Origin of the sequence: Rhodopseudomonas rhenobacensis (assembly GCF_014203125.1) — a bacterium.
GTDB lineage: Bacteria > Pseudomonadota > Alphaproteobacteria > Rhizobiales > Xanthobacteraceae > Rhodopseudomonas_A > Rhodopseudomonas_A rhenobacensis.
This window is the reverse complement of the sequence record NZ_JACHIH010000047.1, coordinates 1-22,950: the sequence shown is the minus strand read 5'-3', so window position 1 is coordinate 22,950 and position 22,950 is coordinate 1. Positions and strand designations below refer to the sequence as shown.

At 65.5% G+C, this 22,950-nt stretch carries 19 protein-coding genes; 16 read left to right on the top strand and 3 right to left on the bottom strand.

Annotated elements, in window-relative coordinates:
* Positions 1–270: 270 nt before the first annotated feature.
* Both gap and tkt read right to left on the bottom strand, forming a co-directional pair.
* The gene (gap, locus tag HNR60_RS22645; protein ID WP_184262427.1) at positions 271–1,278 is read right to left on the bottom strand and encodes a type I glyceraldehyde-3-phosphate dehydrogenase; all 1,008 of its coding nucleotides are present in this window, start codon (positions 1,276–1,278) and stop codon (positions 271–273) included.
* 265 nt (positions 1,279–1,543) lie between these two features.
* Positions 1,544–3,535, bottom strand: a complete 1,992-nt coding sequence (gene tkt, locus HNR60_RS22640) for a transketolase (protein ID WP_184262419.1) — start codon at positions 3,533–3,535, stop codon at positions 1,544–1,546.
* Positions 3,536–3,914: 379 nt separating this feature from the next.
* Between tkt and HNR60_RS22635 the strand changes: the two genes are divergently transcribed.
* Positions 3,915–4,229 (top strand): DUF4164 domain-containing protein, encoded by a 315-nt coding sequence (locus HNR60_RS22635; RefSeq protein WP_184262416.1) that lies wholly within the window; start codon positions 3,915–3,917, stop codon positions 4,227–4,229.
* Positions 4,226–4,609, top strand: coding sequence for a cell division protein ZapA (locus HNR60_RS22630; RefSeq protein WP_184262414.1), 384 nt, complete (start codon positions 4,226–4,228; stop codon positions 4,607–4,609). The genes HNR60_RS22635 and HNR60_RS22630 overlap by 4 nt, the downstream gene beginning before the upstream one ends.
* Before the next feature lie 231 nt (positions 4,610–4,840).
* Here HNR60_RS22630 and HNR60_RS22625 read toward each other — a convergent pair whose 3' ends face one another.
* Positions 4,841–5,554, bottom strand: a complete 714-nt coding sequence (locus HNR60_RS22625; RefSeq protein ID WP_184262412.1) for a Crp/Fnr family transcriptional regulator — start codon at positions 5,552–5,554, stop codon at positions 4,841–4,843.
* A gap of 347 nt (positions 5,555–5,901) precedes the next feature.
* On the opposite strand from HNR60_RS22625, the gene HNR60_RS22620 reads away from it, so the two are divergent.
* From HNR60_RS22620 to ftsH, 14 genes are all read left to right on the top strand, one after another.
* On the top strand, positions 5,902–6,303 hold the full coding sequence (locus tag HNR60_RS22620; RefSeq protein ID WP_184262410.1) for a VOC family protein: 402 nt from the start codon (positions 5,902–5,904) through the stop codon (positions 6,301–6,303).
* Between the two features lie 721 nt (positions 6,304–7,024).
* Positions 7,025–8,224: a multidrug effflux MFS transporter gene (locus tag HNR60_RS22615; RefSeq protein WP_184262408.1), complete on the top strand. Its 1,200-nt coding sequence runs from the start codon at positions 7,025–7,027 to the stop codon at positions 8,222–8,224.
* 131 nt (positions 8,225–8,355) lie between these two features.
* Positions 8,356–9,063: a TetR/AcrR family transcriptional regulator gene (locus tag HNR60_RS22610; protein ID WP_184262406.1), complete on the top strand. Its 708-nt coding sequence runs from the start codon at positions 8,356–8,358 to the stop codon at positions 9,061–9,063.
* Positions 9,064–9,276: 213 nt separating this feature from the next.
* Positions 9,277–9,747 carry a DUF2852 domain-containing protein gene (locus tag HNR60_RS22605; RefSeq protein ID WP_184262404.1) on the top strand — a complete coding sequence of 157 codons (471 nt, stop codon included), beginning with the start codon at positions 9,277–9,279 and terminating at the stop codon, positions 9,745–9,747.
* A gap of 392 nt (positions 9,748–10,139) precedes the next feature.
* Positions 10,140–10,853, top strand: a complete 714-nt coding sequence (gene tolQ, locus HNR60_RS22600) for a protein TolQ (RefSeq protein WP_184262402.1) — start codon at positions 10,140–10,142, stop codon at positions 10,851–10,853.
* Between the two features lie 34 nt (positions 10,854–10,887).
* Complete coding sequence (gene tolR / locus HNR60_RS22595) at positions 10,888–11,337, top strand: protein TolR (protein WP_184262400.1); 450 nt, start codon at positions 10,888–10,890, stop codon at positions 11,335–11,337.
* A gap of 7 nt (positions 11,338–11,344) precedes the next feature.
* Positions 11,345–12,307, top strand: a complete 963-nt coding sequence (locus HNR60_RS22590) for a protein TolA (protein ID WP_184262445.1) — start codon at positions 11,345–11,347, stop codon at positions 12,305–12,307.
* A gap of 31 nt (positions 12,308–12,338) precedes the next feature.
* On the top strand, positions 12,339–13,682 hold the full coding sequence (tolB, locus tag HNR60_RS22585) for a Tol-Pal system beta propeller repeat protein TolB (RefSeq protein ID WP_184262443.1): 1,344 nt from the start codon (positions 12,339–12,341) through the stop codon (positions 13,680–13,682).
* A 588-nt stretch (positions 13,683–14,270) separates the two neighbouring features.
* Positions 14,271–16,565 carry a putative bifunctional diguanylate cyclase/phosphodiesterase gene (locus tag HNR60_RS22580; RefSeq protein ID WP_430695029.1) on the top strand — a complete coding sequence of 765 codons (2,295 nt, stop codon included), beginning with the start codon at positions 14,271–14,273 and terminating at the stop codon, positions 16,563–16,565.
* A 145-nt stretch (positions 16,566–16,710) separates the two neighbouring features.
* Positions 16,711–17,460: an N-acyl amino acid synthase FeeM domain-containing protein gene (locus HNR60_RS22575; protein ID WP_184262396.1), complete on the top strand. Its 750-nt coding sequence runs from the start codon at positions 16,711–16,713 to the stop codon at positions 17,458–17,460.
* A gap of 258 nt (positions 17,461–17,718) precedes the next feature.
* Positions 17,719–18,219 (top strand): peptidoglycan-associated lipoprotein Pal, encoded by a 501-nt coding sequence (gene pal / locus HNR60_RS22570; protein ID WP_184262394.1) that lies wholly within the window; start codon positions 17,719–17,721, stop codon positions 18,217–18,219.
* Positions 18,220–18,379: 160 nt separating this feature from the next.
* On the top strand, positions 18,380–19,348 hold the full coding sequence (gene ybgF / locus HNR60_RS22565) for a tol-pal system protein YbgF (protein ID WP_184262392.1): 969 nt from the start codon (positions 18,380–18,382) through the stop codon (positions 19,346–19,348).
* 276 nt (positions 19,349–19,624) lie between these two features.
* Entirely contained in the window at positions 19,625–20,665 is a 1,041-nt protein-coding gene (gene tilS / locus HNR60_RS22560; RefSeq protein ID WP_184262390.1) for a tRNA lysidine(34) synthetase TilS, read from the top strand.
* A 211-nt stretch (positions 20,666–20,876) separates the two neighbouring features.
* A complete protein-coding gene (gene ftsH / locus HNR60_RS22555; protein WP_184262383.1) occupies positions 20,877–22,793 on the top strand; it encodes an ATP-dependent zinc metalloprotease FtsH in 1,917 nt (638 codons plus the stop codon).
* Positions 22,794–22,950 lie beyond the last annotated feature (157 nt).

The window sequence follows — 22,950 nt, the reverse complement described above, 5'->3', positions numbered from 1 at the left end:
GCAGCAGACTGGTCAAGTGTTGTTCAAGATGGCCGCAACGCGTGCAAGCTAGCGTGATAACCGGCTTAAGAGGATCATCAATAAGGCTGGAATGAAACGCGTCGGTCCCTTGATCAGCGAGATAGAACTGATCGTGGCCGCAGCGGAGACAACGAAGATCCGGGAAGCTGGTCTTCACTAAGCCGACCAGCTCCTCGAATCTCGGTGTGCTATCCGTCGCGTCCGCCATGATCCTCGCTTCAAGGGTCCGTCGGTGTCGTCGCTATCTTGTCAGATCAGCTTGCCCATCGCCACGGCGGTGTCGGCCATGCGGTTGGAGAAGCCCCACTCATTGTCGTACCAGGACATCACCCGCACCGAGGTGCCGTTCTGCACCTTGGTCTGGTCCATGTGGAAGGTGGACGAGTGCGGGTCGTGGTTGAAGTCGATCGAGACGTTGGGCGCGTCGGTGTAGCCGAGGATGCCCTTGAGCTGCTGCTCGGCGGCGCGCTTCATGGCGTCGTTGATCTCGTCCTTGGTGGTGGCGCGCTGGGCGATGATCTTGAGGTCGACCACCGAGACGTTCGGGGTCGGCACCCGGATCGCGACGCCGTCGAGCTTGCCCTTCAGTTCCGGCAGCACCAGGCCGATCGCCTTGGCGGCCCCCGTGGAGGTCGGGATCATCGACATCGCAGCAGCCCGGCCGCGGTAGAGGTCCTTGTGCATGGTGTCGAGCGTCGGCTGGTCGCCGGTATAGGCGTGGATCGTGGTCATGAAGCCGGTCTCGATGCCGACCAGGTCGTTCAGCACCTTGACCACCGGGGCCAGGCAGTTGGTGGTGCAGGAGCCGTTGGAGACCACCAGGTGGTCCTTGGTCAGCTTGTCGTGGTTGACGCCGAACACCACGGTCAAATCAGCGCCGTCCGAGGGCGCCGAGACCAGCACGCGCTTGGCGCCGGCGGTGAGATGCAGCGCGGCCTTGTCGCGCGCGGTGAAGATGCCGGTGCATTCCAGCGCGATGTCGACGTCGAGTTCTTTCCAGGGCAGCGTCGCCGGATCCTTCACGGCGCAGACCTTGATCTTGCCGCGGCCGATATCGATGGTGTCGCCCTCGACGGTCACCGTGCCGGGGAAGCGGCCGTGCACCGAATCGAAGCGCAGCAGATGCGCGTTGGTCTCGACCGGCCCGAGGTCGTTGATGGCGACGACTTCGATATCGTCGCGACCGGACTCATAAATTGCCCGCAGCACGTTACGACCGATGCGGCCAAATCCATTGATCGCGACCCGAATTGCCATTCAACTTCTCCTCAAGGGACCAAAGACTTTGTTGTTTGCTGATGGGTCGGTTTCATGCCCTGAATGACGCCTTCTGGCAATGCGTCAATGTTGTGAGGGTTATTTTCCGGTCCCGTTTTCGCGTTGCGGTGCGAGAGCCGCGACGTTGGATCGCAGCTCTCGCTCCTTGGTGACCTGCGGCTGCGACCGCGGAGCAGCAATTTATCATTCCGGCGCGGTTTGGCGGCGGCCATGCTCCGCCGACCGCGCGGCGCGGAATGAAGTTCTAGTTCCGCTGCAGCCGCTCGGTGGCTGCCTTCACCACGGCCTCGGCGGTGATGCCGAAATGCTTGTAGAGATCCTTGGCCGGGGCGCTGGCGCCGAACGTGCTCATGCCGACGAAGCCGCCGTCGGGGCCGATCACCGCGTCCCAGCCGAACCGCACCGCGGCCTCGACCGCGACCTTGACCCGCGCCTCGCCGATGATGCCGTGGCGGACCTCGTCCTTCTGCAGCAGCAACAGGTCGAGCGAGGGCACCGAGACCACCCGGGTCGCGATGCCGCCCTCCGAAAGCTGCTTCTGCGCGGCGACCGCGATTTCCACCTCGGAGCCGGAGGCGAACAGCGACACCTCGGCGGTGCCGTCGGCGGCGACCAGCTCATAGGCGCCCTGCGAACACAGATTGTCGGCGTGGGCGGTGGTGCGGACCGGCTGCAGCGCCTGCCGCGACAGCGCCAGCACCGTCGGGCCGGTGGTATTTTCCAGCGCCAGCTGCCAGCATTCCGCGGTTTCCACCGGATCGGCCGGGCGGAACAGCCGCAGATTCGGCATCGCCCGCAAGGACGCCAGATGCTCGACCGGCTGGTGGGTCGGGCCGTCTTCGCCAAGTCCGATGGAATCGTGGGTCATGATGTAGACCACCGGGGTGTGCGACAGCGCCGCGATCCGCATCGAAGGGCGCGCATAGTCGGTGAAGCACATGAAGGTGCCGCCGGCCGGCGCGAAGCCGCCATGCGCGGAGATGCCGTTCATCGCCGCCGCCATGCCCATTTCGCGAATGCCGTAATGGATGTAGCGGCCGGAAAAATCGCCCGGCTTGACGTCCTTGGCGGACTTCACCCTGGTGTTGTTGGAGGGCGTGAGGTCCGCCGAGCCGAGCAGCAATTCCGGCATGATCGGCTCGATTGCCTCGAGCACCAGCTCGCTGGCCTTGCGGGTGGCGATGGTCTGCGGCGTGGCGACCAGTTTTTCCTTCAGCGCCCGGATAGTGTCGCCGAGCACCTCGGGGCGCTTGCGATCGACCACCCGGCGCTGGAATTCGCTGCGCTTGGTCTCCTCCATCGTCTCGAAGCGCTGCCGCCAGTCGGCGTGGGCGCTGGCGCCTTCGCGGCCGACATTGCGCCAGGCGTGCAGCACGTCCTCGGGAATTTCGAACGGGCCGTAATTCCAGCCCAGCGCTTTCTTGGCGCCGGCCAATTCTTCGGCCCCGAGCGGCTCGCCGTGGGCCTTCGAGGTGCCGGCCTTGTGCGGGGCGCCGAACCCGATCGTGGTCTTGCAGGCGATCATCGTCGGCCGGTCGGAGGTCTGCGCCTGTTTGATCGCCTCCGCGATCGCCTTCTGGTCGTGGCCGTCGATTTGCACCGCGTTCCAGCCGTGCGCCTTGAAGCGGGCGACCTGGTCGACGCTGTCGGACAAGGTCAGCGGGCCGTCGATCGAGATGCCGTTGTCGTCATAGAGAAAGATCAGCTTCGACAGTCTGAGATGGCCGGCGAGCGCGATCGCCTCGTGGCTGACGCCCTCCATCAGGTCGCCGTCGGAGCACAGCACGTAAGTGGTGTGGTCGACGATGTCGTCGCCGAATTCCGCCGCCAACAGCCGTTCGGCCAATGCGGTGCCGACCGACGACGCGACGCCCTGGCCGAGCGGGCCGGTGGTGGTCTCGACGCCGGCGGTGATGAAATTCTCCGGATGGCCCGGGGTTTTGGAGTCGAGCTGGCGGAAATTCTTGATCTGGTCGAGCGTGACGTCCTCGTTGCCGGTCAGATAGAACAGCGCGTAGAGCAGCATCGAGCCGTGCCCGGCAGACAGGATGAAGCGGTCGCGATCCGGCCAGCGCGGGTCCTCGGCGTCGAATTTCAGGAACTGGGTGAACAACACGGTGGCGATGTCGGCGGCGCCCATCGGCAGGCCGGGATGGCCGGATTTCGCCTTCTCCACGGCGTCCATCGCCAGCGCGCGGATTGCATTGGCCATACGGGAGGAATCGACCTGCGTCATGAAACTACCGCCTGAGTGAGAGGATCATTGTGGCCCGCCGTACCGACCGGCTGCCATCGCATCAGATGGTGCGGCGGGGCCAGTTCTGGAAGACAACTCGCGAAGAGAAGACAAGTCGCGACGACGCGTCTCGTAAGACGCATCTGAAACAGGGTGTTCGTGAGCTCGCGTGGACAAGCAGGTGAATAGCATCTGCATCGGCCCAGTCCAAGGGCCGGCTCGTCGTCGGGCGCCGGGTCGGCAAGGGGCGAATTGCCGCTTTACGGTGCATAGTTTCGCCACGGCGTTGCGCTTGGCTGCTTTGCTGCGTAAATTTAACCACGTAAAGGCTTGCTGAAACGCGGCTTTTGTCAGGCTTCGAGGGAAGGCGCGCGCCGCGATGACTGATCGCCCATCCGGTCCACTTGCTCAGACGCTGTCGTCCGACATCGCCGCGGCGACGCGTCGGCTGCAGGCGGCGCTCGAGGCGCTGGAAAGCGCTGCGGAGCGGCGCAGCGAGGCCGATCGCGACGAGGACGAGCTAGCGTCGCGGATCCATGCGCTGGGGGTCGACCGCTCCCGGCTGGCCGACGAACTCGACGGTTCGCTGGTACGCTCGCGCAAGCTGGAACGCACCAACCGCGAGATCGCCGAGAAGCTGGATGCCGCGATCGGCACCATCCGCTCGGTGCTCGACGCCGAGGATTCCGCATGAGCGAAGCCTCCAGCCACGTCAACGTCACCATCAACGGCCGGCAGTATCGGATGGCCTGCGAGGAAGGCCAGGAAGAGCGGCTGATCCGGCTCGCCGACGACCTCGCCTCGCGCATCGTCGGCTTGCGGGGAAAATTCGGCGAGATCGGCGACGCCAGGCTGATCGTGATGGCGGCTTTGACGGTGTCCGACGAGCTGCTCGACGCGCAGGGCCGTATCGCCGCGCTGGAGCAGGAGCGCGACGCGCTGCGCCAGGGCGGCGCCGCGGCGAAAGTGGTGGAGACCGCGGTGGTGGCGGCGCTGAATTCCGCCGCCGCGCGCATCGAAAAGACCACCCAGGTGCTGAACCGCACCATCGGCGGCGGCATCGCGATCGGCTAGCGCACTTTCAGTTGGGATTGAAGCACCCAACACAAATGCTGTCGCCATTCCGGATTGCGAGTTCGCCACAACGAGCAAGTCCGGAATCCATATCCCCTGCAGGGGTTATGGATTCCTGGCTCGCTCGCAGCTAAAGCTGCTCGCGCCCCGGAATGACAGTCTGGGAATATTGGAGCGCATCAATCAAACTCGAAAAGTCTCTCGCGTTGTTCGCGCCGCCGCTCGCGCGGCCTACACAGGTTCGCAGACGCTGAGGCTTTCGCTGCGCGCCTTGATCATCTGATGACATTCGCAGGCCCGGACCCGCAACCCGGCGGGGTCGCTGATCGTCAACAGGCCGCGGCTGTAGCGCAGGATGCCCGCCCGCTGCAGGCCGATCGCAACCGCCGACACGCTGTTGCGCTGCACGCCGAGCATATGGGCGAGGCCATCCTGGGTCAGTTGCAGCACGTCGCTGCGGGCGAGGTCTCGCGCCAGCAACAGCCGCCAGCACAGCCGGGCTTCGACGCCGTGCGAGGCATTGCAGGCGGCGATCTGTTCGGACTGCATCGCCTGGGCGCGGTGCGCCTGCTGCAATGCGGCGCGCAGCGCCGGGCTGCGCTGCATCACCATGTGGAAATGCGCGGCGTAGATGATCGAGGCCTGACCGGGAAATCGCACTACCCCGCCCATCGACGAGATCGCGCCGCTCAACAGGCTGGTGCCGCCGAACACGCCTTCGCGCCCGATCATCGCGACGTCGATCTTCTCGCCCTCGGCGAAGCTGATGATCTTGGAAATGATGCCGCTCTGCGGGAAGTACACCTGGGTCAGCCGCGAACCGGCCTCCGCCAGCACGTCACCGAGTTTCAGCTCGACGGTCCGCAGATAGGGCAGCAGCAGTTCGAACTCGGCGAGTGGAAGCGCCGCGAGGAACTCATTGGGTGACTGAATCACCGAGCCCATCTTCCCTCCCGTGGAGCGTTTACCCGCTCGATTTATGATTTTAACCTCGCTTGATTCCATCACTATGGGCTATGTCTCAGAAAATACAATGTAAATTCAGATTACACAGCCGTCGGAGAAACGACGCAACGGGTTATGACCTGTGAATGACTACGCGTAGTTCGCCTTACGGTTGCGTCATAAAGCAGACATAACTCAATCGTGACGCTAATGTCTGCGCCGGGATCGAACCAAACCGCTGCAGGAAATCGCCGGATCTGGTTAGCATGCTCGCGGCGTCGGCCGCGCCGACCGATCGCAGCGGCCGCGTAAGATCCAGTCGCCGACGTCGTCCCAAGGAGTTTCACATGCAGGTCAATCCCTATCTGTTCTACGACGGCGACTGTGAGGAAGCCTTCAACTACTACGCGCGGGTGCTCGGCGGCGTGATCGAGGCGATGCTGACCCATGAGGGCACCCCGGCGGCCGAGCACGTGCCGGCGGATTGGGTGAAGAAGATCATGCACGCGCGGATGACGATCGACGGCGAGGTGCTGATGGCCTCCGACGCGCCGCCCGGCAGCTCGGCAAAGCCGGCCGGATTCTCCGTGTCGCTGCAGGTCGAGGACCCGGCGCGCGCCGAGCAGGTGTTCGCAGCCTTGGCCGACGGCGGCGCGATCAAGATGCCGATCGCGCAGACCTTCTGGGCCAAGCGGTTCGGCATGTGCGTCGACCGCTTCGGCATCCCCTGGATGATCAACTGCGATTAGTTACTTCGCGCCGTCATCCTGAGTGTCTGACCGAAAAAGCAGCGAGCAAAACCAGGGGGTTTCGTCATTGCGAGCCGAGGGCGGCGCGCAGCGCCGCCCGAACAGCGACGCAATCCAGGGGCCTCACGCGTAGCCCTGGATTGCTTCGTCGCAAGAGCTCCTCGCAATGACGCGTTGAATGCCCGATTCCATTAATCGCTTTTTGAGTCAGGCTCTGAGGAGCCCGGCGCAGCGCGTAGCGCGAAGCCTGGCGTCTCGAAGGATGGCCGCAGGTCGCTGCATTCAGTCTGGCGCAGTCAAGCTGCGGCGCCGCACTTCTCCCCTGCCCCTTGCGGGCAGGGGCCGGGGGTGGGGGTCCACAGATACGGCGCGTAGTTAGCGACCATGTTTCTCGGAGATGTGCTGCGCGCTAACAAATGATCGCTGACCGCGCAACAGATCGGCGCGCAAATCGCTGACCGCTAAACGTAACCCCCACCCCCAACCCCTCCCCGCAAGGGGCCCGCAAGGGGGAGGGGAGCGCGCTGCCGTCGTGTCGCGTCGGGGTCATTCTCAAAGGTGTCATCATCAATGACTGTCACGCCAAGCTGACGGTGGGTCGGCATTGCGACGCTAAGTCCAAACTTGCGGCCTGCTACTCACATAAATCTGTTCCGGTGGCGGAACCGGGCTGATAGCCTCGGCGTTGCGCTTCGACACATGATCGCCGACGGGATCGCCGATGAGCAGCTTTGCCAGGAATGCCGTGGTGCTCGGGCTGCTGTCGGCGGTCGGGCCATTCGCCGTCGACATGTATCTGCCGGCGCTGCCCTCGATCGCCGGTGATTTGAACGCCTCGACCGCCGCGGCGCAATTGTCGCTGACGGTGTACTTCCTGGCGTTCGGCGTCTTTCAAATTCTCTACGGTCCGGCCTCCGACATGATCGGCCGCAAGCCGCCGCTCTATATTGGTCTCGTGCTGTTTGCGCTCGGCGCGATCGGCGGCGCGCTGGCGCCGTCGATCGGCTGGCTGATCGCCGCCCGGGTGCTGCAGGGCATCGGCGCCGCGGCGGTGACGGTGATCCCGCGCGCCATCATCCGCGATCTGCACACCGGCACCGAAGCGACGCGGCTGATGGGGATGGTGATGCTGGTGTTCAGCGTCTCGCCGCTGCTGGCGCCGCTCTTCGGCAGCGCGCTGATCGCCTTCCTCGGCTGGCGCGCAGTGTTCGTGGCGATGAGCGCGTCCGCGCTGCTCGGCCTGGTGCTGGTCGCGCTGCTGCTGCCGGAGACCCGGCCGATCGCGCATCGCAGCAAGGGCGGCGTCGGTCAGGTGATGGGCAACTTCGCCGTGCTGTTGCGCGACCGGCAGTTCGTCGGGCTGGTGCTGATCGGCGGGCTCGGGATGGCGAGTTTCTTCAGCTACCTCGCCGGCTCATCCTTCATCTATATCGGCCATTTCAACCTGACGCCGACGCAGTATGCGCTGGCTTTCGCGCTCAACGCGGCGGGCTTCATCGGCGCGTCGCAGCTGGCCGCGCCGCTCGGCGCGCGGTTCGGCATGCGCCGCGCAGTGATCGGCGCGGTGGCGCTCTATGCCGGCATCGCGCTGGTGCTGTTGGCGCTGACCTTGTCGGGCGTCGATGAGCTCGCGGTGCTGATGGCGCTGCTGTTCCTGATCTTCGGTTGTCTCGGCGTGGCGCTGCCGCAGACCATGGTGCTGTCGCTGGAACAGCACGGCCGGATCGCCGGCGCCGCCTCGGCGCTGTCGGCGACGCTGCAGATGCTGATCGGTGCCGCGTTGATCGCGGTGATCAGTCTGTTCGAAAACGGCACCGCGCTGCCGATGGTCGCAGGCATCGCGGTCGCCGCCTGCGCGGCGCTCGGCATCACGCTGGCGACGCTGCGGCCGCGCGCGCCGCTGCCGCAACCGGCGGAATAGGCCGGCCGCTCGAAAAACACTGCCTTCGGTTTGCCACATGATTTTCGGCGCCGGAATCGGCCTCGCGGTCGCGCATCTGGGGCCGCGACAACGCGTGACCTTTCACCGCGTGTCATGTAAAAGCCCTTCACATGAGCTGGCGGAAAGAACCACGGCGCCCGGAGCGCAGTTATCATCATGGCAATCTGAAAGAGGCGCTGCTGCAGGCAGCCCTCGGGCTGATCGCCGAGAAGGGGCCTGGCGGCTTCACCTTCGCCGACGCCGCGCGGATGGCCGGGGTCAGTCCGGCGGCGCCGTATCGGCATTTCCGCGATCGCGATGAGTTGCTGTCGAGCGTCGCGCAGCGCGGCTTCGAGCAATTCGAGGCGGTGCTGACCGCGGCCTGGGATGACGGCCGCCCCGACACCGTTGCGGCGTTCGAGCGGGTCGGCAAGGCCTATCTGGCGTTCGCCCGCAACGAGCCGGCATTCTATTCGGCGATGTTCGAATCCGGCGTTCCGGTCGATCTCAATCCGACGCTGATGGCGGCGTCGGAACGCGCCTTCGGCGTGATTCGCGCTGCCGCAGAACGGCTCGCAGCATTGACTCCGCCCGGCGTGCCGCGGCCGCCGGCGTTGATGATGGCGCTGCATATCTGGTCGCTGGCGCATGGCGTGGCGTCGTTGTTCGGGCGCGGCGACGCGGCGCGGCGGAAATTGCCGATGACGCCCGAAGACCTGCTCGAAGCCGGCGTCTTGATCTATCTGCGCGGGCTCGGTTTCTCGCCCGAGACCGGCGCGCCACCGAAACCGCCGGCCGACGAGAGGCCCGCCGGACCTTGGGGCAAACCCAAGGCATGAGCGCTGTGCGGCTTTGCCGCAGCGCGCCGGGCGCCACCGTCCCCATCTGATCGGCAGGGCCTGTTGGGCAGGTCGGAGCGAGGTTCGCGGGCCTCAAGTTTTCGTGAGTAGCCTGAACCGGAATCCCGCCATCTTGACAAATCCGCGAGACCGTTTAGTTATGTAAATGTTATTTACATTCACAACGGCATGGTGCCGTATGGAGAGAGGCAAATGGCTAACGCCGCAGATCTCAATCGTTGGGGCGGATCCGCCGACGAACGCTACCCGCCGATGTCGCGGTCGCCGTGGCATCCGGGCTGGATCGTCGTGACCGTGCTCGGTTTCATCATCTGGTGGCCGATCGGCCTCGCACTTCTCTTCTTCACCCTCGGGAGCAGGAAAATGGGTTGCTGGGATTCCAACCGCTTTCAGCACAAGATGGAACGGATGCAGGACAAGATGGAGCGGATGCGCGGCCGGATGGACCGCGGCGGCTTCGGCTTCGGCCCGCCGTCCAGCGGCAACCGCGCCTTCGACGAATATCGCGAGGCCACGCTGCGCCGGCTCGAGGAAGAGCAGACCGAGTTCAAGGACTTCCTGGAGCGGCTGCGTCAGGCCAAGGACAAGGCCGAGTTCGACCAGTTCATGGCGCAGCACCGCCCGCGTCCCAACCCGTCGACCGACGGCCAGCCGCAAGCCTGAGCCGATTGCTGCTGAGCCTGCGGGGCTCGGCGCCCCCCACGTCGAGCCTCCGCCGCCCGCCTGTCTCACAGGCGGGCGGTTTCGTTATGAGGTCATCGATCGCGATTAGGCTGGCCGCGGCGTCAAGTCCGAGGGATCAAAGCGCTTTGCCACGGCCGACCATCGCCTGGTAACCTGATCTTAACCAAGATTAGCGTCTGGTTAGGGCAGGGCCGACGCGTCGATAGCCCTCGTTTTGACACGTTGACAGGGGATGCACAGCACGGCTTCGGACGGGCCTCCCCTGCGACACTCAAGGCTTTGGCACCGGCGTTTCGCCCGGCGGCCGGTCGCCGCGGAACCGGCGACCGCAAGCCGCAGCCGATCCGGCACTCGCGTTGAGAGGACCAAAGATGAATCCCGCCGATGTGGCGCAGTCAGCACTACCGCTGGTGTCGTCAGATGTTTCGCTGATCGCGTTATTTTGGCACGCGCACTGGGTGGTGCAGGCGATCATGCTGGGGCTGCTCGGCTGTTCCGTCTGGGTGTGGGCGATCGCGATCGACAAGATGCTGCTCTACTCCCGCACCAAGCGGGCGATGGACCGTTTCGAGCAGGCGTTCTGGTCCGGCGAATCGATCGATGAGCTGTATCGCGCGCTGTCGGCGAAGCCGACGCAGTCGATGGCGGCGTGCTTCGTGGCGGCGATGCGGGAGTGGAAACGTTCGTTCGAGAGCCAGGCGCGCTCCTTTGCCGGGCTGCAGATGCGCATCGAAAAGGTGATGAACGTTTCGATCGCCCGCGAGGTCGAACGGCTGGAACGCCGGCTCCTGGTGCTGGCGACGGTCGGCTCGGCCGGCCCGTTTGTCGGCCTGTTCGGCACCGTCTGGGGCATCATGTCGAGCTTTCAGTCGATCGCCGCGTCGAAGAATACCTCGCTGGCGGTGGTGGCGCCCGGCATCGCCGAAGCGCTGTTCGCCACCGCGATCGGCCTTATCGCCGCCATTCCGGCGACTATCTTCTATAATAAGTTCGCCTCCGAGGTGAACCGCCAGGCGCAGCGGCTGGAAGGCTTCGCCGACGAGTTTTCCGCGATCCTGTCGCGCCAGATCGACGAGCGCGCGTGACGACCTGTCGGCGACGAGCAGCGAGTAGCAGATCATGGGGATGAATTCGGCGGGATCGGGAGGCGGCGGCGGACGGCGCGGCCGGCGTCGCGCCGGCGTGATGGCCGAGATCAACGTCACCCCGATGGTCGACGTCATGCTGGTGCTGCTGATCATCTTCATGGTGTCGGCGCCGATGCTCACCGTGGGCGTGCCGCTCGATCTGCCGCAGACCCAGGCCAAGAGCCTCGAACAGGACAAGAACCCGCTGACGCTGTCGGTCAACCTGAAGGGCCAGGTGTTCCTCAACGAGACCGAGATCGGGTTGGAAGACTTGGTGCCGAAGCTGAAGGCGATCACCGAGGCGCGCAGCGGCATGGACGAGCGGATCTTCGTGCGCGGCGACAAGAAGGTCGACTACGGCACGGTGATGAAGGTGATGGGCCGGCTGTCGGCGGCCGGGTTCCGGCGCGTCGCGCTGGTGACCGAAGTGGATCAGGGATAAGCCCTTGGTGAAGGTCGACAAGACACTGCTGGCGTCGGTTGCCCTGCACGTCCTCGTGATCGGGTACGGCCTCGTGTCTTTTTCGGCTCGCTCGCTGGAAGCGCCGCCGCCGGAATCGATGCCGGTGGATATCATCTCGGCGGATCAGCTGTCGCAGATCACCGCCGGCTCGAAGACCGGCGCCAAGGACAAGCCGAAGCCGCTGGTCGAGAAGATCGCCGACGCCAAGCCGGTCGACGATCCGGTCGGCAAGATCAGCGAAAAGCCGCCGATCGAAACCGCGGTGGCGCCGACGCCGCCGCCGAAGCCGGTCGAAAAGCCGGTGGAGAAGAAACCCGAGCCGCCGAAGCCCGACCCGCCGAAGCCGGTGGCCGAGGAAAAGCCCAAGGCCGACCCGAAGCCGATCGAGAAGAAGCCGGATCCGCCGAAGCCAGACAGCATCGCCGAGGCTTTGAAGAAGGACGAGAGCAAGAAGCCGCCGCCGAAGCCGGAGGCCAAGGCGGCACCGCCGCCACCGCCGCCGAAGCCGAAGCAGGAACGCACCTTCGATCAGTCGAAGATCGCGGCCCTGCTCGACAAGCGCGATCCGACCCGGCAGGCCGCGACCGGCGCCGCGTTGAATTCGCAGGCCTCGCTCGGCTCCTCGCGCGGCACCGCGGCGACGCTGTCGCAATCCGAGCTCGACGCGCTGCGCGCCCGGCTGACCCAATTATGGAACGTGCAGGCCGGCACCGAGCGGCCTGAGGAATTGATCGTGGATATTCGGATCCGGCTGACGCCGGAGCGCCGGCTCGCCGCGCCGCCGGAAATCGTCTCGCGCGGCTCCTCGCCGCGCTATCAGGCCGCGGCCGACGCCGCGATGCGCGCGGTGTTGCAGGGCCAACCCTACGACATGCTGCAGGCCGGCACCTACGATCAGTGGAAAGACATGATCGTGACCTTCGATCCGCGCCAGATGTTTCGCAGCTAATGAATTTTGAAGTGAGCCAGCCATGTCCGTGATGTCGTCCCGTCTTCCCGCTCTGCCGTTGAGCCGTCGCCAGGCCCTGCTCGGCGGCGCCGGCTCCGCCGCCGCCTTGCTGCTGCCCGGCGGCGCGCAGGCGCAGACCCGGCTGCAGATCACCGAGGGCAACGTCGCGCCGATGCCGATCGCGATCCCGAACTTCGTCGCCGGCACGCCGTCGGACAACGAGGTCGGCGCCGGCGTGGCGCAGGTGATCACCAACAATCTGAAGCGCAGCGGATTGTTCGCGCCGATCGATCAGGCCGCCTTCATCGAGCGCATCAACAGCATCGACACCCCGCCGCAGTTTCAGAGCTGGAAGTCCATCAACGCCCAGGCGCTGGTGACCGGCCGCATGACGCGGCAGAGCGACGGTCGCCTCAAGGCCGAATTCCGGCTGTGGGACGTCGCCGCCGGCCAGCAGCTCACCGGCCAGCAATATTTCACCTCGCCGGAATATTGGCGGCGCATCGCCCACATCATCTCCGACCAGATCTACGAGCGCCTCACCGGCGAAAAGGGCTATTTCGACAGCCGCGTGGTGTTCGTCGACGAGACCGGCGGCAAGGAACGCCGGGTCAAGCGGCTGGCGCTGATGGACCAGGACGGCGCCAATGTGCGCTACCTCACCCGCGGCGCCGATCTGGTGCTGACGCCGCGGTTCTCGCCGTCGACGCAAGAGATCACCTATATGGAATTCGGCCAGGGCGACCCGCGGGTCTATCTGTTCAACATCGAGACCGGGCAGCGCGAGATCGTCGGCAATTTCCCCGGCATGTCGTTTTCGCCGCGGTTTTCGCCGGACGGCCAGCGTGTCATCATGAGCCTGCAGCAGGGCGGCAACTCCAACCTGTTCGTGATGGATCTGCGCTCGAAATCCACCACGCGCCTCACCGATACGCCGGCGATCGACACCTCGCCGTCCTACGCGCCGGACGGCAGCAAGATCTGTTTCGAGAGCGATCGCGGCGGCAAGCCGCAGATCTATGTGATGCCCGCCGGCGGCGGCGGCGCGCAGCGGATTTCGTTCGGCGAAGGCAGCTATTCGACGCCGGTGTGGTCGCCGCGCGGCGACTACATCGCCTTCACCAAGCAGGGCGGCGGGCAATTCTCGATCGGCATCATGAAGCCGGACGGCTCCGGCGAGCGGCTTCTGACCTCGGGCTATCACAATGAAGGCCCGACCTTCGCGCCGAACGGCCGCGTGCTGATGTTCTTCCGCGATCCCGGCGGCAGTGGCGGTCCGTCGTTGTTTACCGTCGATATCTCCGGCCGCAACGAACAGAAGGTGCCGACCCCGGGCTTTGCCTCCGACCCGGCGTGGTCGCCGCTGCTGTCCTGAAGCAATTTCGGCTGGGATTGAAGCATCGAACCGAAATGTAGCTGTCATCCCGGATTGCGAGTTCGAAGAACGAGCAAGTCCGGGATCCATATCCCCTGCAGGGGTTATGGATTCCGGGCTCGCTCGCAGCTCACGCTGCTCGCGCCCCGGAATGAGGCCTGGGAATTTTGAAGCGGGTCAATCCAACGCGAAAAGTCTCCAACAGTCTCGCTCAAAAACCAATCAATCAAATCAGGCATTGAACGCGGCATCGCGCGGACCTGTTGCGACGAAGCAATCCCAGGCGACGCAAGCGCCGTTGGATTGCTTCGCATTTTGTTCGGGGACCGCGCTGTCCCGAACAAGTAAATAAACCGCAAACAACGATTGGTTGCGGAGCGTCGCAACCGACGCGGGAAAGCTCGGCAAACCTTGCCTAGTTGTATGGAATCTAAACCGAAAACCCGGTCTGCGCGATCCCGGAAAGGTTTCGGTAACGATGTTCCCTCAGAAAGGCTTCACCTAAGTCTGGGTAAAAAAAGACCTCTGAAACCGACGGTCGCGCGCGCAATGCAGCTTGCCCAGCCTAGCCAAGCCATCGATCAGGACATGTCGCCGTCGATCTACGCCGGCATGGTGGATTCACTGTTCATGAATCCGCTGCCGATGGTGTTCGGGGCGTTCGGTCCGGCGATCGCCGGCGCGGTGATCGGCTGGGTCACCGGCGACATCGCGATCTGGCTCTGCGTGCCGTTGTTCATCGCGGTGGGCATCGCGCGCGCCGTGCAGATGTATCGCTACCAGCAGCGCAACGCGCCGTTGACCGCCCCCGAGGCGGTGACCTGGGAGCAGCGCTACCGGCTCGGCGCCGTGGTTTACGGCATCGCGCTCGGGGTCTGGAGCGCCACCGTGCTGCTGCGCACCAATGACGCCGCCGCGCACATGCTGTGCGTCACCACCGTGGTGGCCTACACCTCGGCCGGCGTCGGCCGCACCTTCGGCCGGCCGCGGATCTTCCATCTGCAGGTGCTGTTCGGCTGCGGCCCGCTGATCCTGGCGCTGATGCTGATCGGCGACGCCTATCATTTCGTGCTGGCGCTGCTCAGCATCGTGTTCTTCGTGTCGATCAGGCATCTCACCTCGAGCCTGCAGCGGATCTATCTCAACGCCTGGATCGCCCGCGAGCGCGAGGCCGCGATCGCCACCCAGTTCGACACCGCGCTCAACAACATGCCGCACGGCCTGTGCATGTTCAGCGCCGCCGACAGCCGGCTCGCGGTGATGAACCAGCGCTTCGCCGACATGATGCGGCTGCCGCACGACTTCATGCACCGCAGCGGTTCGGCCGCCGACATCGTCGCCGCCTGCGTCGCCGCCGGCAGCATCTCGCCGTCGAGCGGCCGGATGATCGTCTCGGAAATCGAAAACGCCACCGCCGGCGAAATTATCACGGTGGATTCCGAGACCACCGACGCCCACGCCTTCTCCTGGACGTTCCAGCCGATGGTCGGCGGCGGCACCGTGGTGCTGGTCGAGGACATCACCGAACGGCGCAGCGCCGAGGCGCGCATCATCCACCTGGCGCGCTACGACGAACTCACCGCGCTGCCCAACCGGGTGAATTTCCGCGACGAGATCGAGCGGCTGCTGCTGGCCTCGCACGGCCACGGCGAGACCCGGCCGTCGGCGCTGTTGTTCGTCGATCTCGACCAGTTCAAGCAGGTCAACGACACGCTCGGCCACCCTTGCGGCGATCAACTGCTGTGCGACGTCGCCGACCGGCTGCGCGAGATGCTGCGGCCGGAAGATTTCGTGGCGCGGTTCGGCGGCGACGAATTCGTCGTGTTCCAGCAGCACATCAAATCCAACGAGGACGCCGCGGTGCTGGCGCGGCGGATCGTCGACCGGCTCAGCGAGCGCTATCTGATCGACCACCATGTGGTGGAAATCGGCGCCTCGATCGGCATCGCGGTGACCTCGCCCGGGGTCAAGGCCGACGTGCTGCTGAAGAACGCCGACATGGCGCTGTATCGCGCCAAGGCGGACGGCCGCGGCACCTACTGCTTCTTCCGCGAGGAGATGGCGCATGCCGTGGAGTCGCGGCGGATCCTCGAGCTCGACCTGCGCCGCGCGCTGGCGCACGAGGAGTTCGAGCTCTACTACCAGCCGCTGGTCAACCTGAAGACCGGGCGGATCTCGACCTGCGAAGCCTTGCTGCGCTGGAATCATCCGGTGCGCGGCACGGTGTCGCCGGTGGACATCATTCCGGTCGCCGAAGAAATGGGCCTGATCGTCGATCTCGGCCGCTGGATCCTGCGCAAGGCCTGCATGGAATGCATGCGCTGGCCGGAGGCGGTCAGCGTCGCGGTGAATTTCTCGCCGCAGCAATTCCACCAGCGCGACGTGCTCAACGAGGTGCGCTACGCGCTCGAGGTCTCCGGACTGCCGGCGAGCCGGCTGGAAATCGAGATCACCGAATCCTCGCTGCTGCGCAACACCCAATGGACGCTCGACGCGCTGTCGCAATTGCATTCCGCCGGGGTGCGGATTTCGCTGGACGATTTCGGCACCGGCTATTCCAGCCTGAGCTATCTGCACAATTTCCCGCTGCAGAAGGTCAAGATCGACCGCTCGTTCCTGGAAGGCATCGACGCCGACCGGCCGCTGACGCTGCTGCGCGGCGTGGCGCGGCTCAGCGCCGACCTCGGCATGTCGGTGGTGGTCGAGGGCATCGAGACCAACGAGCAGCTGGAATTGATCAGCGCCGACGGCACCGTGACCGAGGCGCAGGGCTACCTGTTCAGCCGCCCGGTGCAGGCCACGCAGGTGCGCCAGCTGCTGGCCGCCTCGCACGGCAGCCAGAGCGACGCCCACGTCAAGGCGTTGTCGCGCTCCACCGCCTGACCCCACCCCGAACTCCGCGGCTGCTGCATGGCTGATCCCCAACAATCGTAAAAGTTAACCCTAATGTGGCGATGTTTTTGCGTGCGCATTAGTAAATCATTAACCTCGTATTTATCCGAGGTGCGTCGCCATGGAGTTTTCGCGAATGACTGCCGCTCACAACCAACAACAACAAAAACCCGGCGGTCCGTCGCGGGCGTTCGAACTGCTCGACAAGGTGGATTACCGTCTCGCCGAGACCGCCGCCGAGAAGGAGGCGATCTTTCGGCTGCGCTACCGCGCCTATCTGAAGGAGGGCACGATCGAGCCGAACGCCAGCGGCATCATCACCGACCGCTACGACGAAATGGACAATTCCTGGATCGTCGGCGTGTATCTGGAAGGCGTGCTGACCAGCTCGTTGCGCATCACGGTGGCGTCGCGGGACAATCCGGTCTGCCCGTCGATGGACGTGTTCGCCGACCTGTTGCAGCCGGAGCTCGACCGGGGCCGGATCATCGTCGATCCGACCCGCTTCGTCGGCGATCCGGAGCGCGCCCATCGGTTTCCCGAACTGCCCTACATGACGTTGCGGCTGGCCTATGTGGCCTGCGAGCATTTCCAGGCGCATCTCGGCTACGCCTCGGTGCGCGCCGAACATCAGGCGTTCTATCGCAAAGCCTTCATGCAGATCGTGTGCCCGCCGCGGCACTATCCCGGGCTGACCAAGCCGATCAGCCTGATGGTGATCGATTTCCCCGCGCTGCACGGCAAGGTGTTCGCCCGCTATCCGTTTCTGCGCTCCTCCGCCTTCGAGCGCCGCAAAATCTTCGAGCGCAGCGGTGAGGGCGCCTCGCCGCCGCTGCATCTGACGGATTTCCCGGCCGACCCGGCCGCGATCGCCTCCCGCGCCTGACCGGGGCGCGGCCGCGCGCAAGCCGCATTGTGCACGACGGCCACACCCGGGCGAAAAGCCCGGCAAAGCCGAGCGTTCATGCGCCGCATTCACCATCGCGCCACATTTACCTCGCATTAACCATGCGGGCGCAATTCGCTAACTGCTGGCATTTGAGCGGGTCCGGCAACCTCTCATCAAGGTTGACGGAACGTTCGCTTAACCATCGCCCTGTAGACCGGGAGCCAGTCGGACAAACGCGAGCGTGGAGGCTCCGGAATGAAACAGCAAATGCGAATCCTCCAGGGATTTAAACTGGCCGCGGTGCTCGCGGTGGCGCTGACCATGGGGGCCTGCGCCAACAAGAACCCGCTTGGCGGCGGCGCGGACGGGTCGTTGGCCGGGGCGGCCACCCCGGGCAGCCAGCAGGACTTCGTGGTCAACGTCGGTGACCGGGTGTTCTTCGAAAGCGACCAGACCGATCTGTCGCCGCAGGCGATCGCCACGCTGGAAAAGCAGGCGCAGTGGCTGCAGAGCTACAACCGCTATTCCTTCACCATCGAAGGCCACGCCGACGAGCGCGGCACCCGCGAATACAACATCGCGCTCGGCGCCCGCCGCGCCCAGTCGGTGCGCACCTATCTGGCCTCGCGCGGCATCGATTCGTCGCGGATGCGGACCATCTCCTACGGCAAGGAGCGCCCGGTCGCGGTCTGCAACGACATCTCGTGCTGGTCGCAGAACCGCCGGGCCGTCACCGTGCTCAACGCCGGTTCCTAAGGCGCTTTGCCTCGGTCGAAATTTGCCGGCGCCTTCGGGCGCCGGTTTTTTGCGCTTTGCGCCAGTCACACTTTTGGCGTAGTCCAAATCTCAATGTGCTGCGGTTGTGATAGCGCGCAAGACCCGATCGTCAGGCCACCAAGACCCACGTCAGGCAAAAATGTCCTCCAGATTTCCAGTGTTCGCGGGCGGCGTCGCGGTGGCGGCGATGCTCGCTTTGTCGTCCCATGCGATCGCGCAGTCCGAGGATATCGATCCGGAAATCCGGGTGCAGCAGCTGGAGAACCAGCTGCGCACGCTGACCGGGCAGAACGAGGAATTGCAGTACCGCAATCGCCGGCTGGAAGAGCAGCTGAAGGCGCTGCAGAGCGCGGCGCCGCCGCCCGGCGCGCCCCAAGCGGGCTATCCGCCGGCCGCAGCCGCACCGCCCAGCGTCGCCGCGGTGCCGCCGCCGGCCGCGCGCGCGCCGGTCTATGATCAGCAGCCGGCGCCGCTCGGGCAGGAGCAGACCGGCCTGCCTCCGGCGGCCGCGCCGCAAGCCGGCGGCCGCCGTCGCGGCGACGCCTTCGACCCCAGCCAGAATCCCGGCGCGCCGGGTGCCCCGCGCGCGCTCGGCAGCACGCAGCCGAGCCCCGCGATCGCTCCGGGCGGCCGCGCCCCCGGCGAACCGCTCGAACTGAACGGTCCGCGCGGCGCGGCACCGGGCGGCGGCGCCGCGGCCGGGCTCAGCACGCTGCCGCCGTCGCAGAATCCCCGCGACGAGTTCGACCTCGGCATCGGCTACATGCAGCGCAAGGACTACGCGCTCGCCGAACAGACCATGCGCAACTTTGCCAAGAACCATCCCGGCGATCCTTTGACCGCGGATTCGCAATATTGGCTGGGCGAAAGCTTCTTCCAGCGCCAGCTCTACCGCGACGCCGCCGAATCCTTTCTCGCCGTGACCACCAAATACGACACCTCGGCAAAAGCGCCCGATGCGCTGCTGCGGCTCGGCCAGTCCTTGGCGGCGCTGAAGGAAAAGGAAGCCGCCTGCGCCGCGCTCGGCGAAGTCACCCGGAAATATCCGCGGGCCTCGGGCGGCATCAAGCAGGCGGTCGATCGCGAGCAGAAGCGCATCAAGTGTTGAGCGATCGTGCTCGTCATGACCTCCTTGCTGGAGATCGCTGCTAGACGCCGTCATTCCGGGGCGTGAGCGCGAAAGCGCGAGCGAACCCGGAATCTCGCTGCGGGCATAAGCGCAGCTCCGGCCCAGCTCGTTGCAAGATTCCGGCCTGCGGCCTTGCGCCCCGGAATGACAGACTTCCCGGAATGACGGACTTCCGCGCAATGACGTACGCCAGCGACAAACTTGCAGTGATCACCCGCAACCTGCTCTAGACTGCGGCTTCAATGCGGGACTGCCATGGCTGACGACGACCACACTCCGATTTCGGCACAGCAGGCCAGGCAGCTGTTCGCCGACTGGCGCGACGCGCAGGCCGTGGTGCTGGCGGTATCGGGAGGCCCCGATTCGCTGGCGCTGATGTGGCTGGCGGCGCGCTGGCGCAAGGCGCTGCGGCGCGGCCCGCAGATCTTGGTGATCACCGTCGACCACGGGCTGCGGCCGGAGGCCGCCCGCGAGGCGCGCGACGTCAAGCGGCACGCCGCCGAACTCGGCCTGCCGCACCGGACGTTGCGCTGGCGCGGCGACAAACCCACCACCGGATTACCAGCCGCGGCGCGCGACGCCCGCTATCAACTGCTGGCGCGGGCCGCCCGCGCCGCCGGCGCCAGCCACATCCTCACCGCGCACACCCAGGACGACCAGGCCGAGACCTTGCTGATGCGGATGTCGCGCGGCAGCGGTATTGCCGGCCTCGCCGCGATGGCGCGGCAGACCGAGCGGCATGGCGTGATCATCGCGCGGCCGCTGCTCGAGGTGTCGAAAGCCCGATTGGTGGCGACGCTGGCCAAGGCCGGGCTCGACTTCGTCAGTGACCCCAGCAACGTCGATCCGCGCTACGCGCGGCCGCGCTGGCGCAGCCTGATCGCGGCGTTTGCCGAGGAGGGCCTCGACGCCCGCAATCTGGCGCGGCTGTCGGCGCGGCTGGCCCGCGCCAATGCGGCGCTCGACGTCGTCACCGACGGCGCCGAACGCTTCCTGGCGCTGCGCGATCATGATCCGGCGCGACCGGGATTCGAGGCGAGCGCATTTGCCGCACTGCCGGCCGAGGTCCAAGTGCGGTTGTTGCTGCGCACCATCGATCGCGTCGGCCACGAGGGTCCGGCGGAACTCGGCAAGGTCGAAACCCTGGTCGCCGAGATCGATCGCGCCGCCGCTGAAAACGCCAAAAGCCCCAGCAAAATCGCACTCAAACGCACGCTCGCGGGCGCGCTGATCACGCTCGGCCGGGATCGGTTGCGGATCGAGCCGGCGCCACCGCGCCGCGGCAGCCGCCGCTGATTCGCCTGCACCGCTCCTTAACCACCGTTGAAAGACCCCAATGCACGGGGCATGATCGCGGCTATGTTGGCGTGAGTGACGCTAAATAGTCCTGACTGGTTCCCTTGGCAGCGGCCTAGGGCACACCTAGATTGTGTCGTAAGCCAACCCAAGGACACCCCTTGTCACCAAGGGCTCGGGCCGCGATCCGCGCGGCCAAGAAGGAAGATCGATGAACGCCAATCTGCGCAATTTCGCCCTGTGGGTTATTATCGTCTTGCTGCTGCTGGCGCTGTTCACGCTCTTTCAGAATCCCGGGCAACGGGTCGCCTCGCAGGATATTTCGTTCTCGCAGCTGTTGAGCGAGGTCGATCAGAACAAGGTTCGCGACGTGGTGATCCAGGGGCCGGAGATTCACGGCACCTTCACCAACGGCTCCAGCTTCCAGACCTATGCGCCGAACGATCCGACGCTGGTCTCGCGCCTCTACAACGGCAAGGTCTCGATCACCGCGAAGCCGCAGGGAGACAACGTGCCGTGGTTCGTGTCGCTGTTGGTTTCATGGTTGCCGTTCATCGCGCTGATCGGCGTGTGGATCTTCCTGTCGCGACAGATGCAGGGCGGCGCCGGCAAGGCGATGGGCTTCGGCAAATCGCGCGCCAAGATGCTCACCGAGGCGCATGGCCGCGTGACGTTCGAGGACGTCGCCGGCGTCGACGAAGCCAAGCAGGACCTGCAGGAGATCGTCGAGTTCCTGCGCGACCCCGGCAAGTATCAGCGGCTCGGCGGACGCATTCCGCGCGGCGTGCTGCTGGTCGGCCCTCCCGGTACTGGTAAGACGCTGATCGCGCGTGCGGTCGCCGGCGAAGCCAACGTGCCGTTCTTCACCATCTCGGGCTCCGACTTCGTCGAAATGTTCGTCGGTGTCGGTGCCTCCCGCGTCCGCGACATGTTCGAGCAGGCCAAGAAGAACGCGCCCTGCATCATCTTCATCGACGAAATCGACGCGGTCGGTCGCCATCGTGGCGCCGGTCTCGGCGGCGGCAATGATGAGCGTGAGCAGACGCTGAACCAGTTGCTGGTCGAGATGGACGGCTTCGAAGCCAACGAAGGCGTGATCCTGATCGCGGCCACCAACCGTCCCGACGTGCTCGATCCCGCCTTGCTGCGGCCCGGCCGGTTCGACCGCCAGGTGGTGGTGCCGAATCCGGACGTCGTCGGCCGCGAGCAGATCCTCAAGGTTCACGTCCGCAAGGTGCCGCTGGCGCCGGATATCAACCTCAAGGTGATCGCGCGCGGCACCCCGGGCTTCTCCGGTGCCGACCTGATGAACCTGGTCAACGAAGCAGCCTTGACCGCCGCCCGCCGCAACAAGCGGATGGTGACACAGGCCGAGTTCGAAGAGGCCAAGGACAAGGTGATGATGGGCGCCGAGCGCAAGTCGCTGGTGATGACCGAGGAAGAGAAGATGCTGACGGCCTATCACGAGGGCGGTCACGCCATCGTCGGCCTCAACGTCATCGCCACCGACCCGATCCACAAGGCGACCATCATTCCGCGCGGACGTGCGCTCGGCATGGTGATGCAGCTGCCGGAACGCGACAAGCTGTCGATGTCGCTGGAGCAGATGACCTCGCGGCTCGCCATCATGATGGGCGGCCGGGTTGCCGAAGAGCTGATCTTCGGCCGCAACAAGGTCACCTCGGGCGCGTCGTCGGACATCGAGCAGGCGACAAGGCTGGCCCGCATGATGGTGACCCGCTGGGGCCTGTCCGAAGAACTCGGCACGGTGTCCTATGGCGAGAACCAGGACGAGGTGTTCCTCGGCATGTCGGTGTCGCGCACCCAGAACGCGTCGGAAGCGACGGTCCAGAAGATCGACGCCGAGATCAAGCGGCTGGTCGAGGAGGGCTACAACGAGGCCACCAAGATCCTCACCGAGAAGCGCGCCGACCTCGAGGCGCTCGCCAAGGGCCTGCTGGAATTCGAGACGCTCTCGGGCGACGAGATCCAGGACCTGCTGAACGGCAAGAAGCCGAATCGCGAATCGGTGCTGGAGCCCGCCGGTCCGCGGACCTCGGCGGTGCCCCCGGCCGGCAAGCCGCGCCCGCGTCCCGACGCCGGCCTGGAGCCGCAGCCGCAGGCGTAACGCCGCGATCGAACGATCCTATGAGACGACAAAACGCGGCGGCGACGCCGCGTTTTTTTTGTTGAGTCATCCGTGAAGAACACATAAGTCGTTGAGCGAGAATCGGTTTTGTGCGGCTGCAAGTATAGATTTTTGCCGGTTTGGGCGGGTCTGACGC

Coding starts and splice junctions, on each gene's coding strand:
- gap (WP_184262427.1), bottom strand. CDS start 1,278: ATGGCAATTCGGGTCGCGATCAATGGATTTGGCCGCATCGGTCGTAAC.
- tkt (WP_184262419.1), bottom strand. CDS start 3,535: ATGACGCAGGTCGATTCCTCCCGTATGGCCAATGCAATCCGCGCGCTG.
- HNR60_RS22635 (WP_184262416.1), top strand. CDS start 3,915: ATGACTGATCGCCCATCCGGTCCACTTGCTCAGACGCTGTCGTCCGAC.
- HNR60_RS22630 (WP_184262414.1), top strand. CDS start 4,226: ATGAGCGAAGCCTCCAGCCACGTCAACGTCACCATCAACGGCCGGCAG.
- HNR60_RS22625 (WP_184262412.1), bottom strand. CDS start 5,554: ATGGGCTCGGTGATTCAGTCACCCAATGAGTTCCTCGCGGCGCTTCCA.
- HNR60_RS22620 (WP_184262410.1), top strand. CDS start 5,902: ATGCAGGTCAATCCCTATCTGTTCTACGACGGCGACTGTGAGGAAGCC.
- HNR60_RS22615 (WP_184262408.1), top strand. CDS start 7,025: ATGAGCAGCTTTGCCAGGAATGCCGTGGTGCTCGGGCTGCTGTCGGCG.
- HNR60_RS22610 (WP_184262406.1), top strand. CDS start 8,356: ATGAGCTGGCGGAAAGAACCACGGCGCCCGGAGCGCAGTTATCATCAT.
- HNR60_RS22605 (WP_184262404.1), top strand. CDS start 9,277: ATGGCTAACGCCGCAGATCTCAATCGTTGGGGCGGATCCGCCGACGAA.
- tolQ (WP_184262402.1), top strand. CDS start 10,140: ATGAATCCCGCCGATGTGGCGCAGTCAGCACTACCGCTGGTGTCGTCA.
- tolR (WP_184262400.1), top strand. CDS start 10,888: ATGGGGATGAATTCGGCGGGATCGGGAGGCGGCGGCGGACGGCGCGGC.
- tolB (WP_184262443.1), top strand. CDS start 12,339: ATGTCGTCCCGTCTTCCCGCTCTGCCGTTGAGCCGTCGCCAGGCCCTG.
- HNR60_RS22580 (WP_430695029.1), top strand. CDS start 14,271: ATGTCGCCGTCGATCTACGCCGGCATGGTGGATTCACTGTTCATGAAT.
- HNR60_RS22575 (WP_184262396.1), top strand. CDS start 16,711: ATGACTGCCGCTCACAACCAACAACAACAAAAACCCGGCGGTCCGTCG.
- pal (WP_184262394.1), top strand. CDS start 17,719: ATGAAACAGCAAATGCGAATCCTCCAGGGATTTAAACTGGCCGCGGTG.
- ybgF (WP_184262392.1), top strand. CDS start 18,380: ATGTCCTCCAGATTTCCAGTGTTCGCGGGCGGCGTCGCGGTGGCGGCG.
- tilS (WP_184262390.1), top strand. CDS start 19,625: ATGGCTGACGACGACCACACTCCGATTTCGGCACAGCAGGCCAGGCAG.
- ftsH (WP_184262383.1), top strand. CDS start 20,877: ATGAACGCCAATCTGCGCAATTTCGCCCTGTGGGTTATTATCGTCTTG.